Genomic DNA, 17,291 nt, shown 5'->3' on the forward strand with positions numbered 1-17,291 from the left:
AGGAAAAGGTGATATATTTGGACAATCGTGAAATAGCAAGTGAGCCATTAGAACAAAGTACGTTGGAAATAAAAAACCCTAATATTATTTATTTATGTGCAAAAAGGATTATGGATCTACTTGGAGCAATGGTTGGATTGATAATCTTTTCTCCAATATTTCTTGTAATTTCAATTTTATATATGACAGGGGATAATAAAGGGCCTATCTTTTTTAAACAGATTCGCATGGGGAAAGATGGAAAAAGATTTTATATTTATAAATTCAGATCAATGATTGTGAACGCGGAAGAAAAACTAAAGGGCAATGAAATATTATATAAAAAATATATAGATAATAATTATAAATTAGAACCAATTGAAGATCCACGCATAACAAAAGTAGGACAGTTTTTAAGAAAGACTAGTTTAGATGAACTTCCACAGTTTTTAAATGTTTTAAAAGGTGATATGAGCCTTGTTGGTCCAAGACCAGTGGTACAAGAAGAGTTGATAGAGTATGGTAAAAGAAAAGATGAATTTTTATCTGTAAAGCCAGGTCTTACAGGCTATTGGCAAGTGAGTGGAAGAAGTGATGTAGGATATCCAGAGAGGGTAGATTTAGAGTTGTATTATGCTTATAATGCATCATTATGGTTCGATATTAAGATTTTGCTATTAACTGTTAAGAATGTTGTAGTCGGCAGAGGCGCATATTAAATTTTTTGATTTATTTGTTTAGAAAGTAGGAGGAATATATGGGGATAAATGTTGAATTGCACACCCATACTTGTCATTCACATGATAGCACTTTAGGCAAGTGGTTCTATTTGTTTATGTTAAAACTAAGAAGAATAAATGTAGTAGCGATTACGGATCATGATGAAATTGAGGGTGCGTTAAAATTTAAACCTTTTCTTGAGAAACATTCAATTAGAGTAATTATTGGAGAAGAAATATTTTCTAGTAAGGGTGAAATAATAGGATTATTTATAAATGAAAAGATAAGCCCGGGAAAATCTCCAAGGGATACAATGCTAGAGATAAAAAAACAAGGAGGAATAGTATATATTCCTCATCCATATGATGAAAAAAGATATAAAACAGTTTTGGTGGAAGAAGAGATTCGAAAAAACCTAGATTTAATTGATATCATCGAAGTTCACAATGGTAGAAATATAAAGGGATATTTTTCAGAAATTCAATTAGAAATTGCGAACAGATATAATGCAACTAAGGCTATAGGTAGTGATGCGCATACATTTATAGAATTAGGTAGAAACTACAACGTTATGGAAGAGTTTAATGATGATCCACAGAAATTCAAAGAAAATTTAAAAAGGGCAAAATATGTAAAAAAGGAATGCCTACAGATGGCCCATCATATAACTAAGTTCGCTAGAGTTTTTAAATTAATAAAAAGAGGTAAATACAGTGAATTGTGTAGAATTATCAATAAGAAATTTAGAAATAGAAAGCAAAAAATTAGCAACTAAAATTGAAAAAGATTTTCAGCCAGATGTAGTTATATTTATAGCTAAGGGTTCATTTTTAATAGGAGAAACAATAAGTGAGTACTTAAGGGTGCCATTATTAGAAATCCAAGCAGTACGTAAGGGAAATAAATTAAAAGAATTTATAAAACCTGTAATAAAAATTATTCCTAAATCCCTTAAAGAATATTTAAGACGTAAAGAAATTCAATCCGGAGTTCATAATCAGAATGTAGATAGAGAAATCTACTTTGATATGAATAAACATGAGATGAAAAATATAAATAAAATTTTGGTTGTAGATGATTCAGTAGACACGGGGCACACAGCTAATCAAGTAGTAAAATATTTAGGGAATATGTATACTGAAACAGAAATTAAATTTGCTAGTTTAAATTATYTTAAAGATAGTGTGAATGTTTTTAGAGTTGATTACTCTTTATATGAAAATCATATTTTAATGGGACCTTGGTCCAATGATTCCAAATATAATAAAGAATTTATTGGATTATATAATCGATGGAAGGAGGTAAACTATGGAGAGGCCTAAAATTAGTATAGTTGTAGCAGCATATAATGTTGAGGATTATATTGAAAAGTGTTTGGAAAGTCTTATTGCGCAGAGTATTAAGGAAGTTGAAATATTAGTTATAAATGATGGTTCACGTGACAATACAGTAAATATCGCTAATGAGTTTACAAAGCGTGATAAACGTGTACGAGTAATTTCTCAAGAAAATGGTGGCTTAAGTGTCGCAAGAAATACGGGGATTAATCATGCTAGTGGAGAATTTATAGCATTTGTAGATGGTGATGATTATTTAGATAAATCTATGTATGAGACTTTGTATAAAAAAATCATTGCAGATAATCTTGATTTGGTAATTTGTGGTTTTAAAAAGGTTTGGTTAGCTGAGGATGCAAGTAAGCTTCGTGAGAAAGAATATTATTTTAATAAAGATTTATTGAATGGTAATATTCTAGAGAATTTCTTGTGTAAACATGATGAGCCTTTTGTTGTAGCTTGGAACAAGTTGTATAGAACAGAAATAATTAAACAAAATGGGCTATACTTTGAAAATCGTGCTTTCTTTGAAGATGTAGGTTTTATGCCACGATATTTATATTTTTGCAATAGTGTAGAAGTAATAAATAAAGCTTTGTATTATTATATCCAGAGAGAAGGATCAATAACTCGAAGTTATAATCCGATCATTGAGGAATCTTTAATAAATACCATGAATGTATTAAAAACATTTTTTAAAGAAAGTCCCTATGAGAAATATTGTGGAGTGGTTGAAGCAAGATTGTGGATATACTTAATAAATTACTCATTAGAAAATAAGAAATCTGTAAAAGAGAAAAAGAGGCAACTGAATAGTCTTTCAGATTCTTACAACTTATTACCTTTTAAGCATAGAATAGGTGTTGTTTTATTAAAGATAGGCTTGTATGAAGTTTTATTTAAACGTTTAAGGAGTTCATAAAATGTTTGCATATATTTTTATGCTAATACTATCGTTATTAACCTTATTGAAGGGGAAATATGCTCAAGTGTTCTATTGGTTGGCTAGTACGTACGTTCTTCTATTAGCCGGATTTAGATATGGAGTAGGGACAGATTATTATTCTTATGAAAGAATGTATACTGAGGGGAGAGTTTGGTTTTCAGAACCTGGGCTAGTATATATAATGGATTTTATGAAGTTTTTAGGCATACCAGTCCAAATCTTTTTCTTAGTTATAGCGTTTCTTATACAGTATTTAATTTATAAAGCAATAAAAAGTTACAGCGACACAAGAGAAGTATATTACATGGCTGTATTCTTTTATATTAGTTTATATTATTTTAATACCTCTTTAAATACAATAAGGCAATTTATGGCCATGGGACTGTTTTTGATTAATATAAATAATATAATCAATAAAAGGTTCATTAAATATAATTTAATGTTTGTTGTAACAATTATGTTTCATACCAGTGCAATATTCTTCTATCCAATGTATTTTTTGCATAATTTAGTAACGAGATATATTAATACCAATACTAAAAGAGTTACTTTACTAGTTATTTCTTTTTCTTTGATGTTTGTTAGATTTGACGAATTAATTATTAAAATAATATCTAAATTTTTTGGTAATCAATATGCTTATTATACAGAATGGGCATCAAGTCAATATTTAGAATACTCATTATCATGGAAAATGGCAATGCTATTAATTGTTAAATTGTTATTAAGTATATGGTTAGTAAGAAATAAAGAGAAGTTCATTCATTTAAAGAAGCATGAGGTTATATTTGGGATATATTATATAAGTTTAATATTAACATTTCCTTTGTATCCAATGCTAATATTTAGACGTTTACTTTTCTATATTAGTATTACAGAAATTATTATCTTTGCGTTATTTATACAAAAAAATCAAAAAGCAAAGCTTGTATTTATTCTTTTTGCACTAAGTTATTATTTTGCCAACCTATTATTGGGATATAGTACGCCGCTTCCCTATGAAATCAGGTTGTGGTAGTGTTTTTATAAGTTAATATATTAAAAATAGACATAATGAATTTAAATTCATTATGTCTATTTTTAAATAAAGATACAATTTATTAAATTATTTTATAGAATGGGGCATAATGAAATGAATAAAATTCCTAAGGTAATTCATTACTGTTGGTTTGGAAAAAATAAAAAATCGGAATTTATAGAAAAATGTTTAGAGTCATGGGAGAAACATTTACCAGATTATGAATTTGTGGAATGGAATGAGGAGAATTTCGACATTAATTGTAATCAATTTGTAAAAGAGGCTTATGAGGAGAAAAAGTGGGCATTTGTTTCTGATTATGTACGGCTATGGGCACTTTATCATTATGGTGGTATTTATCTTGATACGGATGTGGAAGTTTTAAAGGGATTTGATGCATTTTTAGGGCATGACAGCTTTAGTGGGTTTGAAGATGATATTACTATTCCAACAGGAATTATAGGAGCTATGAAAAATAGTCAGGCAATCAATATGTTTTTGAAATACTATGATAATAGAAGTTTTTATTTAGAAAACGGGGATCTTGATACAACTACGAATGTAGAAATTATCACTGAAATTTGCTCTGATCAAGGATTTGAGGCTAATGGAAGTTATCAAATATTAAATAATGGGATGCATATTTATCCTAAAGAGTATTTTTGTCCTAAAGAATATAAAACAGGGATTTTAAAAGTAACTAAAAATACGTATTGTATTCATCATTTTAATGGGTCTTGGATTACCAAGGATAAAAAGTTTAAAAAGGAAATCAGATTATTTATGTTTAGGATTCTGGGGGAAAGAACGACTAATTTTCTTTTGAATATCGTGAAAAGATAAATAAGGAAGAAATTTTTATTGCTGTTACATTGAAAAATAGTAAGCCAGGAGAGAAAATATGAGGAATAGAATTATATTTTTAATTGCTAGAATTATTTTCTGTTTTTTAAGAATAAACCCCCGGAAATTAATTTTTATAGATTATGCACCAGGTTCAGGATCTAATGTAAAAGTGTTATATGATTTTATGATTAAAGAATATGATGATTTAGATTTAATATATATAAATTTTCAAAAAGTACTAGAAAACCCAATAAAAAATGCTATGCATTTAGGGACGGGATATATTGTTATCACATCGCATGGCCCTATAAAAAAAATGAAAAAGAAACAAAAATTCATTGAATTATGGCATGGAATACCATTGAAAAAAATGGGGCTATTAGAAAATGAAACTACCATGAATAAAAAGAAGGTCGATACATTAGATCGAGTAATATCTAGCTCAGAAACATACACTACGTTATTGAATGCTTGTATAGGAATAAATAATAAATATGTTATCACTGGATTCCCTCGAAATGATCTTTTAAATTTGAGGGGGGGAGAAAAGAGAGACATTATATTGAAGTACTTTTCTGTTAGTGAAAATGATAAATTAATGGTATTTATGCCGACATTCAGAAAAGGGTATATTAGGGAAGAATCAGACTTGAATAGAGAATGTAATATATTCGGTTTAACAGATATGGATATTAATGAATTTAATACTTATTTACTAAAAAATAGAACTACAGTTATTGTGAAATTACACCCTAAAGAGGAGGAGTATTATAAAAAAACATTAGGGGACTTTTCTAATATCAAGTTATGTACGTTGGAATTTTTAGCAAAATATAATTTAGATATATACCAAATATTGTCTGAAACAGATTTATTAATAACAGATTACTCGAGTGTTTATTTTGATTATCTTTTAGTAGATAAGCCGATATTGTTCTTGAATACAGATTTAGCTCAATATCGCAATAATAGGGGATTCCTATTAAATCCATTTGAATTTTGGACACCTGGCCCAAAAGTGAACATGTACAATGATTTTATCTGTGAATTAGAGAAATTGCTTACTGATGAAAAATATTATAAAACTGAAAGGGAAAATATAAAAAAGATAGTTCATGAGTATACTGATTTTAAGTATTCAGAAAGGGTGGCTAAATATATATATAGTGATTATTTAAATATGAATAATTACAAATAAATTAGCTAAAATTACAATATGAAAAAAGTATTACGTGACTTTTTATATAATGCTTTATATCAATTATTTATTATAATAACTCCAATTCTTACTATGCCATTTCTCTCTAGGGTCTTAGGAGTAAAGGCACTAGGAATAAATAGTTATACTTTTTCAGTTGTTCAAATTTTAAGTGTATTAGCTTTTTTAGGGATTGGTCAACTGGGGATTAGAAATATAGCAAAAAATAGAGAGTCTCAAAATAAAGTAAATGAAACATTTTGGGGACTATGGTTAATTCAATTTTTAGCGGGGATTATAGTTATAGGGTTATATATATTCTATATTATGAATGTAAATCAAGAATATAGAATGTATTTTTTGTTGCAACTACCAATTCTTTTGGGAGTTATTTTTGATATTTCATGGTTTTATATTGGAATTGAAAGAATTAAACAAGTAGTTTTAAGAAATATGCTAATTAAATCTGTATCAATTATATTGATCTTTATTTTGATTCGCAGTGAAAATGACTTGTGGAAATATATGCTTATAATGTCCTTAGGGGCCTTGCTAGGAAATATAGTATTTTGGATTGGGCTATCTAAATATGTAACAAAGATTTCATTTAATAGACAGTACCTGAAGGATAACTTTAGGGCTGCCTTACTACTACTAATTCCACAATTATCTATTCAAGTATATATTACATTTGATAAAACAATTTTAGGAATGATAGCTGGCCCTGTTGAATTATCCTATTATGATCAATCACAAAAAATATCTAGAATTATTTTGGCTGTCATTACCTCGCTAAGTATGGTTTTATTACCTAGACTCGCAAATATGGTTGTTAATGACCAAAATGAAATTCTTCATAAATACTTGAAGAAGTCTTTAGATTATACGATAGTGCTCTCACTATTATTCTGTAATATCGTAATGCTTAATTCCTATGAATTTGTTCCTTGGTTCTTTGGAGAAAGCTTTATTCCTATGTCACCTCTAATGTTTTGGGTAAGTTTAATCATTATTTTTATTCCGATAGGTGGTGTCTTTGCAAATCAATATGCGCTCGCTTTTGAGAAGGATAAACAATACGTATTACCATTAGTGCTAGGTGCAATAATCAGCCTGACACTTAATATAATATTTATACCACGATATGGTGCAATAGGTGCAACAATTGTTATAGTAGCTGTTGAATTTATGGTGTGCTTTTTTAGGATATATCTAATTCGAAAATATCTGGATTTAAAGTTTATGTTCCAAGGAGTATATACTTATTTTTTGGCAGCATTGATAACTTTTATTTTCGTATATTTCATCCCAAAAATGTTTGTAAATGATTTTATAAATATGACGGTTAAATCTTTAGTCATTGGCACGATATATATAATAATTATTTTTGTTTTACCTAATAGTATTTCTCAGGATTTAAAAAGATTAATCTTAAAAAATAAATAAGAAGATTTTAGGAGTGTATTTTAAAATATGAAGCGAATTTTAACTTATGGAACATTTGACTTACTACATTATGGTCATATAAATTTAGTAAGACGAGCAAAAGATCTAGGTGATTATCTAATAGTTGGATTATCAACAGATGAATTTAATGCATTAAAAGGAAAAGAATCTTATTTTAAATTTGAAGAGAGAAAAATGTTATTGGAGAGTATTAGATATGTTGATTTAGTAATATCGGAAAATACTTGGGAACAAAAGATTGAAGATATTATAAAGTATGAAATTGATGTATTTGTTATGGGGAATGATTGGGAAGGGAAATTTGATTTTTTAAAAGAATATTGTGAAGTGGTTTATTTGCCAAGAACTGAAGATATATCAACTACTCAAATAAAAAGCGAACTTTCATTACAATCATAAGGAATAAAAAAGCTTTTATTTATAAATGTACTTGTTGTAATATGGTGAATAGCAATAATGCATAATTAGTTATAAATAAAAATTAAAGAAGGTATAAGTTATGAAAAAGAAAATTTTATTTTGGATTTTAGGTATAATAGGTTTTCTAGTGATTGCAGGAGGAGCATATGCATATTATGTCTATTCTAATGTATCGAACACATTGGATGCAGTACATAAGCCGTTAGATCGTGATAAGTCTGAAAAACGTGATAAGAAAGTAGATGTAGCTGATAATAAGCCGATATCTATTTTGTTAATGGGTGTGGATCAAAGAGCGGATGAGACAGGGCGTTCAGATTCGATGATGTTATTCACATTAAACCCACAAAAAAAATCTATGAAAATTACTAGTATTCCACGTGATTCTTATACAGAAATTGTAGGTAAAGGTAAAAAGGATAAGATTAATCATGCATACGCTTTTGGTGGAATCGATATGGCTGTAAAAACGGTGGAAAATTTCCTTGATGTACCAGTTGATCATTATATTGAAGTAAATATGGCTGGCTTTAAAGATGTTGTGGATGCAGTTGGTGGAGTAGATGTTAATAATGATTTAGAATTTAAATATGAAGGATCGCAATTTGCTAAAGGGAATATACATCTTAATGGTACAGAAGCATTAAGATACTCTCGTATGCGTTACGAAGATCCACGCGGTGACTTCGGCCGTCAAATGCGTCAACGTCAAGTCATCCAAGCGGTAATTAAAAAAGGTGCTAGTGTTTCTTCTCTAGCAAGTTACGGTGATGTATTAAAAGCAATTGAGAAAAACGTAAAAACAAGTTTAACTCAAGATCAAATGTTTGATATTCAAAAGAATTATAAAGATTGCTTGCAGAACAGTGAGGAAATTCAAATCCCAGGTGACGGTCACAAGGCCGCTGACGGTATTTGGTACTACTATGTTCCAGATGCAGCAAAACAAGATTTAACGAACAAGTTAAGAGCACATCTTGAATTAACGAAGTAATGTGTATTGAACCCAACTCCTTTGGAAGGAGTTGGGTTTATTTTTGCTTAGATTTATATTAGTATTATATGTTGTGAGATTAATAGATGAGGTGAATCGATGAATAAGAAAGCAGTACTTGTCCTATTTATTTTTGTATTGTTTATTGCTTCGGTTGTGAGCGGTAAACTATATTGGAATAAGAAAATTGCGAATGCAACAGGACAAACGAGTGAAGTAACGAAAACAAAGGCTGAAGTGAAAGATAGCGGAGCGAAGAAAGAAGAGAAAAAGGAAGATGCAAAGGCATCTTTTAATGAAGCGTACGCAAAGAACTTGCCAGATGCAGTGAAAGAGAAGTTAAAGAAAGCTGCTGCGGATAAAAAGGCTGTAAATCTTGTTATTGTTGGTGATGAAGCTTCTTCATCTGAAAAAGATGCTTGGGTAGCTAAGTTCACTGCTAATTTAGAGGCTTCTTACGGTAAAGGTTTATGGAATGTGACGGTAAAGGAATATAAGGGTGAAAGTACAGAGGAATTAATCACGAATAAACGCGATAAAGAGATTGCGAAAGAAAATCCAGATGTAATTTTATTTGAGCCACCATTTATTACTGATAACGGAAAAAACGGTAATGGAAATTCTGTTGTGAATACACAGAAGTTTGTTCAAGCACTGTCTACTAGTGCAAAAGGCGCTACAATTATGATTCAACCATCAAACCCAGTGTATGGTGCGAAGAATTATCCGAAATCGATTGAAGCGTTAAAACAATTTGCGACGCAAAATGGTTATACATATGTTGATCATTGGGRAGCGTGGCCTGATGCAACAACGAAAGCAATTTTACCGTACTTACAAGAGGAGTTCGGTTTCCCAAGTGCTAAAGGGCATGAAGTTTGGGCACAATATGTAACGGATTATTTTGTGGCTAAGTAATGAAAGGTACACAAAAGGTATACGAGCAATCGTATACCTTTTATAATAAGAAAGTGAGTAAGTAAGAAATCCTAATATATGTAGGAGGAAGACAATGAATTCAATCTTAATCTGTGGCGGAGCTGGTTATATCGGTTCTCACGCTGTGAAAAAATTAGTAGACGAAGGTTTATCTGTAGTAGTAGTAGATAACTTACAAACTGGTCATGAAGATGCGATTACGGAAGGTGCGAAGTTTTATAACGGTGACCTTCGTGATAAAGCATTTTTAAGAGATGTTTTTAAACAAGAAAATATTGAGGCGGTTATGCATTTTGCAGCTGATTCTTTAGTTGGAGTTAGTATGGAGAAGCCTCTTCAATATTATAATAATAATGTGTATGGTGCACTTTGCTTGCTAGAAGTAATGGATGAGTTTAAGGTAGATAAGTTTATTTTCTCTTCTACTGCGGCAACGTATGGTGAGGTAGATGTAGACCTTATTACTGAGGAAACGATGACAAATCCGACGAATACGTACGGAGAGACGAAGTTAGCGATTGAGAAGATGCTTCATTGGTATAGCCAAGCTTCAAATTTAAGATATAAGATTTTCAGATACTTTAATGTGGCTGGTGCTACTCCAAGTGGTATTATTGGGGAAGATCATCGCCCAGAGACACATTTAATTCCTCTTGTTTTACAAGTGGCGTTAGGTCAACGTGAGAAGATTATGATGTTTGGTGATGATTATAATACACCAGATGGTACTTGTATCCGTGATTATATTCATGTTGAAGATTTAGTGGCAGCTCATTTCTTAGGGCTTAAGGACCTGCAAAATGGTGGAGAAAGTGATTTCTACAACTTAGGAAATGGTAATGGATTCAGTGTGAAAGAAATTGTTGATGCAGTTCGTGAAGTTACGGATCATGAGATTCCAGCTGAGGTAGCACCACGTCGTGCAGGAGATCCAGCGCGCTTAGTAGCTTCTTCTCAAAAGGCGAAAGAGAAGTTAGGATGGAATCCTGAGTACGTAAATGTGAAGACAATTATTGAGCATGCGTGGGATTGGCATCAAAAGAAACCTCATGGGTATGAAAAATAAGTTTAATAAATGAGAGAGGGTACTGTCGTTCAATACATGTTCGACAATACCCTCTCTTTTTTTGTATGATTTTTGCTATACTAAACTGTACTATAATACAGGATGGAAGGAGGAGAATGATGAAAATACTTGTAGTAGATGATGAATCGAGTATTCGTAATTTGATTCGGATGCAGTTAGAGATGGAAGGGTATGAAGTATTGACGGCGGCTGATGGGAGAGAAGCTTTAGAGAGATGGAATGAGCAGCCGGATGTACTTATTTTAGATGTGATGCTTCCTGATACGGATGGGTATGAGTTGTTACGTTTATTCAGAGAGAAGGAGCGTGATATTCCGGTGCTTATGCTGACAGCGAAGAGTCAGATGAATGATAAGTTACTTGGTCTTCAGCTTGGAGCTGATGATTATGTGACGAAGCCTTTTAATTATGCGGAGCTTATTCTTCGAGTGAAGAATATGGCGCGGCGCGTGAAGAAGAAGGAGGTTCCTTTAAATCATGAGGTGATTCGGGCTGGTGATTTACTTATTTGTCCAAAGGAACGAAAGCTTCATGTGAATGGGCAGGAGGTTCAGTTAACGTACCGAGAGTTTAATTTATGTCAGTTGTTTGTTTCGAATCCGCAGCGTGTGTTCATGAGAGATGAGTTGCTTGAGAAGGTATGGGGGTTTGAGTATATCGGAAATACGAGAGCGGTTGATATTATGGTGCAGAGACTGCGAAAGAAGCTCGGTGCGAGCGGAGAGTATATTAAGACAATTTATGGCGTTGGCTATAAGATAGATTGTTAAGTGGTGATGATATGTCTTTAAAACGAAATATGGTGTTTGGAATAGTTGGGTTGTTGATTCCAATTCTTGTTCTTTTGTATGCCGTTGTTTATATTGCACTGGAGAAGAATGTGTATCATAATGCGGCAGATTCCTTAGAAAAGTTAAGTGTGGAAGCGCAAATTTATACGATGAATTATTTAGAGAAGGAAGCAGAAGTGGAGACGTTAGGGCCTAATTCACTTTTAATTGCTTCGTATTTAGCGAAGCGAATGGATGTCCGGGTGCAGATGATTGGGAAGAATGGAGATGTTGTTGCAGATACACAAAAGGGAGCGTTACTTCATCGGAATATTGACATTGAGAGTTCTTTGAAGGGAAAGAAATCGTATGTTTTCGAGGAGGGAGATCCAGCTCCAATTCTTTTGTTTTCAAGTCCGGTTTATTATGGAAACGATGTCATTGGTAGTATTCGTTTTATAAATGAGTTAACGGATGAGAAGGAAGTTTTAACAAATGTGAGTTGGACATTTTTAATGACGTCTCTTTGTTTAGTAGCTGCTGGTATTTTCTTTGCGATTCGTTTGGCGAAGTCTCTCCATAAACCGATTGATCAGTTAAGGCAAATGGCACATCGGCTTGCGAATGGAGATTATGAAAGTAAGATTGAGTTAAATGAGTATGTGGAAATTGCGCAGCTTTCAGCGTCCTTTAATGCGATGGCTGATGGGATTGAGCTGCATATTAAGCAGCTGAAGGAAGAGAAAGAGAAACAGAAAGATTTCTTGGACCGCATTACGCATGAGCTGAAAACACCGCTTACGGCAATTATCGGTTATGTAGATTTAATTCCAAAGTTACAGTCGAAGGAAGATGTGCAGGAGAGCCTCCGTTATGTGTCTGTAGAAAGTGAGCGTCTATTATCACTTGTAGAGGAATTACTTAAGTCTTCAAAGTACGGGACGAGTACGTTTGAAGTGTCACCTACGGTCGTGAATATAAAAGAATTGGCAGAAGAAGCGGTTTCGATTGTGAAACTCAGGTTGCAGCAGTTTGAAATTGAAGTTATGAATGAGTTAACGGAAGTACACGTCGTTGCGGATTTTGATAAGACGAAGCAAATTTTCTTGAATGTGCTTGATAATGCGATTAAATATAGTGATGCTACGCAAGTTCGTATGAATGTAATTATAAATGAGCAGGAAGCAAAGGTTTTTGTTCATGATGATGGTATTGGTATGGATGAAGGTGTGCTTGCAGAATGGAATGAGTCTCCGGAAGGTAAGGTGCTTCCTTCAAGTTACGGGAATGGCTATGGCTTATACATTTGTCAGGAGATTATGAAGAAGCAAGGCGGAAGTATGCGAATTGAGAGTAGTGAAGAAATGGGAACTACAATATGTATGACATTTTTACTTCCAAGACGGATGGAAGACATAAAAAACTTGAAAGCGGTTAAATGATACATTTATGAAACAATTATGCGGTATTTTCGAAACAACGTTTTTTTATCTTGGAGGTAGGCAGAAATGAAAAGGCTATCATTTCAAATTCTTATGTTTGTCTTTTGTATGATCGTTTCTCTTATTTTGTTTTATGTTATTGAGAAGCAAATATATAATCGAATCACAATTGTGGATGACAAACAAGCCGTTTTACAAAGAGTGAATGAATCCCTTCCTACTGAAGTGAAAGTAAGGCATGAGAAGTGGGGAGAAATTGTTGTAACGGATGAAGTTCGGTTGCATACGATTGTTTCATTCTTTGACCGAATTCGAATAGAGCCGAGAGAAGCTAAGAATCAAGAACAAGTATTTACTGGAGAAGTAACGTACTTGAATGGACATAAACGTACTTTTGCAGTAGGTGACTTGTTCCAGTATGAGGCTAATGTATACGGAAAAAATGGTACGGATCCGATGATCTCAGCATTTCAAACGTATTTGTTAAGTCTGTATTATACACCAGAGCGCATTAGTAATTTCTTTGCGGAGGCAAAGGAAGTTGTAGTGAGGCAAGGGGATGTAATACGTACTATAGATCTTACGCCAATATTTGATTCTATTCGATACGCAAAGCAAATTACAGATTACGGAGAAATTCAGAAATTATTACAATCACAGAATGAGCCGATTGCTTATATTACTGCCTATAAAACAGGCAAACGTGTAAAGAATGAGCGGGAGGATATTCTAACTATTTCTGTGTATCCATCGTACTTTGTTGTGCAATATCTCGGTGATAATAACGGGAATGTCATGTATATGAAGGGCTCCCTAGCAGAGTTATTTGTAAAGGAGAGTGTGTCATGAGAAAGATAGCCTTTTTCTTCTTTTTGCTAATAATCGGAGGAGCGATGTCTAGTTGCTCTCGAGATACAACCTCTATTAAATATAATAAAAGTGGTCTCCCTATTTTGGATGATCGTCATCTCGTTGCGTATGTAGCTGCCCGTGAGGAAGTTGGTGAGGCTTTGCTTTCATCATTTTGTAAACAGCGCGGGTGTACATATGAATTTATTCGTCTATCGACAGAAGAACTTCTTCGGAGAGTGGAAGAGGAAGCCGGAAATCCGAAGGCGGATATTATTATTGGCGGCACAGTGGATGCGCATCAAATGATGAAGCAAAAGAACCTTTCTATTTCTGTTACGAGCCAGCATGCGAATCGTATTTCAAAGACTGTTAAAGATAAAGACGGTTATTGGTACGGTTATGAGGTGGAGAAACTGGCAATTGCGATTAATAAAGAGCGGTGGAATGAAGAAATAGCGCCGCTCGGTCTTCCATATCCATCAAGGTGGCAAGATTTATTAGATCCGGTATATACGGGTAAGATTGCAATGCCTGATCCAAATGTTTCCGGCACAGCATATACTTTGTTTCAATCACTTATTGATACTTTAGGTGAAAGAGAAGCGAAAGAGTATGTTAAGAATCTTGCAAGGCAAGTTGGTGAAGTAACGGTGAATGGTTATATGCCCGCAGAACTGGTTGCGAGCGGTGAATATATGATAGGCATCAATTTTGCGGGAGATCAGAGAATGCTTCAGAAACAAGGCTTTCCTATTGTAAGTAATGAGCCTGAGCAAACAGGGTTATCTGTTAATGCGATTTCGAAACTGAAGCGTGCACCGAGTGGTTTTATTGCGGACTTATTTATTGATTATTGTTTATCAGAAGAAGCGGGGCACATTTTAGAAAAAGTTTCGTTTGGCGTACCAACGATGTTTGCGAAGAATCAGAAAGAGATAGAAGGTCAGCCGGTTAGAAGGACGAACAAAAATATATCAAATAGTGGAATAATCGAGATATGGAATAGACAACGTCTCTCTCAGCAGTGAGAAAAGGAGACGAAAGAATATGTTTAAATGGCTTAAGCCAGCACCTGCAATTGAGAGATTGCAGGCGGATATGATTGACAGGGTATACAAATTATTACGTATTCGTGTGCTAATGGGAATTTCAGTTGGGTATGCTGCTTATTATTTAGTTCGTAGTAACTTTAATTTATCTACTACGTATTTAGTAGACGAGTACGGATTTAGCACTACACAAATCGGGTTATTAGGTGCAGTAATGGCTGTTGTTTATGGACTTAGTAAATTCTTTATGGGGAATTTATCGGATAAGGCTTTTGCTCAACGATTTATTGCAGTAGGTTTATTTTTATCTGGGCTTGTTAATATTTGTTTCGGTTTTGCATCTTCCTTTGGGATGATTTTAACATTACTTGTTCTAAACGGTATTGTACAAGGTATGGGAGCACCACCGTGTAGTATTGTTATGACGAAATGGTTTTCAAAGAAAGAACGTGGTACGAAAACAGGTCTTTGGAATATTTCACATAACGTTGGTGGATTACTTGTTCCGCCATTCATTGGAATTGGTGTAGGTATTTTTGGTGAAAGTCATTGGCAAGGTGGCGTATTTATTTTCCCAGCGATTATCGTTATGGTAATTGCAGTTCTAGTATGGATTAATGCGAAGGATACACCAGAATCTGAAGGTCTTCCGCCAATTGATGAGTATCGTAATGACTATGAAGATCTTGAAAAAGCAGATAATGCTAACAAGATGTCACCAAAAGAAATTTTAATGAAATATGTAGTGACAAATAAGTTCGTTTGGTATTTATGTATTGCCAATGCATTTGTTTACTTAATTCGCTTCGGTGTTATTAACTGGGTACCAATTTACTTAACAACAGTTAAAGGTTTTACAAAAACAGAAGCGCATGCAGCGTATTCAATATTTGAGGCAGCAGCGATTCCAAGTTCTTTAATTGTCGGCTTTTTAAGTGATAAATTATTCAAAGGGAAACGTATGCCATTATGTGTTATTAGTATGGCTGGGGTTGTTGTTGGTACGGTTGTATATTGGCAAGCAACTAGCATACTTGTTGTGAGTATTGCAGTTTCTGTTATCGGTTGTTTAATTTATGTACCACAGTTTTTAATTGGTTTAAGTGCAATGGAATTAGTACCGAAATTTGCAGTAGGTACAACAGTTGGTATGTGTGGTCTGTTTGGTTATGTTGGAGGAAGCTTCGTAGCAAACGCAGCAATTGGTGTTATTGTTGATCGTTCTGGCTGGGACGGCTGTTTCATCTTACTATTAGCAGGCGGTATTTTATCAACAGTATTCTTATTTATCGTGCAACGTGGACATGAGAGAAAAGGTCCCAAAGTAGCGTAATATTTTATTAAGAAAAGCGATCCAATTATTATTTTGGATCGCTTTTTTAATAATCGAAAGGACGACCATATGTAAAATTAAAGTTTTATGTGTAAATCGCTTATATAATAAATAGCACTTTCAGTTACTGAGGGGCTAGTTATTTAATATAATTTTTTTAGATTTAATAAAGCGATTATATACATGGATAGACCGAAAAAAGCCCCAGCACAGCCCCAAAGTACAACATCAAATAAAGAGACAGAGATTTCTTCTGAACCTAAATAAGGAAGGATATAAGTCATAAATACAAACATTTGGAATCCCCAAAGTGCACCTGCTTTTAAGCCAGCTTTTTTTAATGTCTTTTTATGTTTTAAATACTCTTCTTCTGTTGCACACTCAGTATCATTTAGGCCCTTCTTTTTCAATTTAAAGATTAAATAATTAGTATAAATCATATTAATTAGAAAAATAAATATAGTGCCTATAGATATTGTATGGTTCATAGTATCGACGAGTAACATAATAAGCATTACCAACATATTTAACCACCATAAACCAATTCCAGCTATAGCTAATTCTTTATTGATTTCTTGTTTTTGATACTCATCTCTTTCACTAATTGTTCCAATAAAATTATTATAAACTTTTTCTTTCCATTCAATTTTCATCATTTAATCTCCCTCCCAAAATAGGCTGTTTAAATCTGTTTTTAACGCTTTTGCTAATTCGATACATAAAGCTAAAGAAGGATTATATTTATTGTTTTCAATTAAGTTTATTGTCTGTCTAGCCACATTAACTTTTTTAGCTAATTCTAGCTGAGATAGGCCTTCAGATTTTCGATAGTTTTTAACGTTATTCAAATATAAACCTCCTATTAATAGTTGTAGGCTTTGTGTACCGAAGTGT

At 33.0% G+C, this 17,291-nt stretch carries 19 protein-coding genes; 17 read left to right on the top strand and 2 right to left on the bottom strand.

All coding sequences use genetic code 11. From position 1 onward, the window contains the following. The first annotated feature begins 17 nt into the window (after positions 1-17). The 17 genes from AC1DTM_RS01415 to pgtP all read left to right on the top strand — a co-directional run bounded on the left by AC1DTM_RS01415 (position 18) and on the right by pgtP (position 16,397). Positions 18-698: a sugar transferase gene (locus AC1DTM_RS01415; RefSeq protein ID WP_476999984.1), complete on the top strand. Its 681-nt coding sequence runs from the start codon at positions 18-20 to the stop codon at positions 696-698. Between the two features lie 38 nt (positions 699-736). Then, positions 737-1,474, top strand: a complete 738-nt coding sequence (locus tag AC1DTM_RS01420; protein WP_476999985.1) for a PHP domain-containing protein — start codon at positions 737-739, stop codon at positions 1,472-1,474. After that, entirely contained in the window at positions 1,413-2,021 is a 609-nt protein-coding gene (locus AC1DTM_RS01425) for a phosphoribosyltransferase (protein WP_476999986.1), read from the top strand. The genes AC1DTM_RS01420 and AC1DTM_RS01425 overlap by 62 nt, the downstream gene beginning before the upstream one ends. Then, the gene (locus AC1DTM_RS01430; RefSeq protein WP_476999987.1) at positions 2,008-2,958 is read left to right on the top strand and encodes a glycosyltransferase family 2 protein; all 951 of its coding nucleotides are present in this window, start codon (positions 2,008-2,010) and stop codon (positions 2,956-2,958) included. The genes AC1DTM_RS01425 and AC1DTM_RS01430 overlap by 14 nt, the downstream gene beginning before the upstream one ends. Before the next feature lies 1 nt (position 2,959). Beyond that, positions 2,960-4,000: an EpsG family protein gene (locus AC1DTM_RS01435; RefSeq protein ID WP_476999988.1), complete on the top strand. Its 1,041-nt coding sequence runs from the start codon at positions 2,960-2,962 to the stop codon at positions 3,998-4,000. Between the two features lie 99 nt (positions 4,001-4,099). After that, positions 4,100-4,843: a glycosyltransferase family 32 protein gene (locus tag AC1DTM_RS01440; protein WP_476999989.1), complete on the top strand. Its 744-nt coding sequence runs from the start codon at positions 4,100-4,102 to the stop codon at positions 4,841-4,843. A gap of 58 nt (positions 4,844-4,901) precedes the next feature. Then, positions 4,902-6,044 (top strand): CDP-glycerol glycerophosphotransferase family protein, encoded by a 1,143-nt coding sequence (locus AC1DTM_RS01445; RefSeq protein ID WP_476999990.1) that lies wholly within the window; start codon positions 4,902-4,904, stop codon positions 6,042-6,044. Between the two features lie 18 nt (positions 6,045-6,062). Continuing rightward, positions 6,063-7,490, top strand: a complete 1,428-nt coding sequence (locus AC1DTM_RS01450; RefSeq protein ID WP_476999991.1) for an oligosaccharide flippase family protein — start codon at positions 6,063-6,065, stop codon at positions 7,488-7,490. A 27-nt stretch (positions 7,491-7,517) separates the two neighbouring features. Continuing rightward, positions 7,518-7,910 carry a glycerol-3-phosphate cytidylyltransferase gene (gene tagD, locus AC1DTM_RS01455; RefSeq protein WP_476999992.1) on the top strand — a complete coding sequence of 131 codons (393 nt, stop codon included), beginning with the start codon at positions 7,518-7,520 and terminating at the stop codon, positions 7,908-7,910. 100 nt (positions 7,911-8,010) lie between these two features. Then, on the top strand, positions 8,011-8,925 hold the full coding sequence (tagU, locus tag AC1DTM_RS01460) for a polyisoprenyl-teichoic acid--peptidoglycan teichoic acid transferase TagU (protein WP_476999993.1): 915 nt from the start codon (positions 8,011-8,013) through the stop codon (positions 8,923-8,925). Positions 8,926-9,024: 99 nt separating this feature from the next. Continuing rightward, on the top strand, positions 9,025-9,843 hold the full coding sequence (locus tag AC1DTM_RS01465; protein ID WP_476999994.1) for an SGNH/GDSL hydrolase family protein: 819 nt from the start codon (positions 9,025-9,027) through the stop codon (positions 9,841-9,843). A 94-nt stretch (positions 9,844-9,937) separates the two neighbouring features. After that, positions 9,938-10,930, top strand: a complete 993-nt coding sequence (gene galE, locus AC1DTM_RS01470) for a UDP-glucose 4-epimerase GalE (RefSeq protein WP_476999995.1) — start codon at positions 9,938-9,940, stop codon at positions 10,928-10,930. A gap of 119 nt (positions 10,931-11,049) precedes the next feature. After that, a complete protein-coding gene (locus tag AC1DTM_RS01475) occupies positions 11,050-11,721 on the top strand; it encodes a response regulator transcription factor (protein WP_016106671.1) in 672 nt (223 codons plus the stop codon). Between the two features lie 11 nt (positions 11,722-11,732). Further along, the gene (locus AC1DTM_RS01480; RefSeq protein WP_476999996.1) at positions 11,733-13,163 is read left to right on the top strand and encodes a HAMP domain-containing sensor histidine kinase; all 1,431 of its coding nucleotides are present in this window, start codon (positions 11,733-11,735) and stop codon (positions 13,161-13,163) included. A 66-nt stretch (positions 13,164-13,229) separates the two neighbouring features. Beyond that, positions 13,230-14,012, top strand: a complete 783-nt coding sequence (locus AC1DTM_RS01485; protein WP_476999997.1) for a DUF3919 family protein — start codon at positions 13,230-13,232, stop codon at positions 14,010-14,012. Next, positions 14,009-15,043, top strand: coding sequence for an ABC transporter substrate-binding protein (locus tag AC1DTM_RS01490; protein WP_476999998.1), 1,035 nt, complete (start codon positions 14,009-14,011; stop codon positions 15,041-15,043). The genes AC1DTM_RS01485 and AC1DTM_RS01490 overlap by 4 nt, the downstream gene beginning before the upstream one ends. Before the next feature lie 19 nt (positions 15,044-15,062). Then, positions 15,063-16,397, top strand: a complete 1,335-nt coding sequence (gene pgtP, locus AC1DTM_RS01495; protein WP_476999999.1) for a phosphoglycerate transporter protein PgtP — start codon at positions 15,063-15,065, stop codon at positions 16,395-16,397. 143 nt (positions 16,398-16,540) lie between these two features. Here pgtP and AC1DTM_RS01500 read toward each other — a convergent pair whose 3' ends face one another. Together AC1DTM_RS01500 and AC1DTM_RS01505 are read right to left on the bottom strand one after the other, a co-directional pair. Further along, positions 16,541-17,053 carry a DUF3278 domain-containing protein gene (locus AC1DTM_RS01500; RefSeq protein WP_016106667.1) on the bottom strand — a complete coding sequence of 171 codons (513 nt, stop codon included), beginning with the start codon at positions 17,051-17,053 and terminating at the stop codon, positions 16,541-16,543. After that, positions 17,054-17,245 (bottom strand): helix-turn-helix transcriptional regulator, encoded by a 192-nt coding sequence (locus tag AC1DTM_RS01505; RefSeq protein ID WP_002089683.1) that lies wholly within the window; start codon positions 17,243-17,245, stop codon positions 17,054-17,056. Positions 17,246-17,291 lie beyond the last annotated feature (46 nt).

Source organism: Bacillus sp. P4_D3 (genome assembly GCF_056401855.1).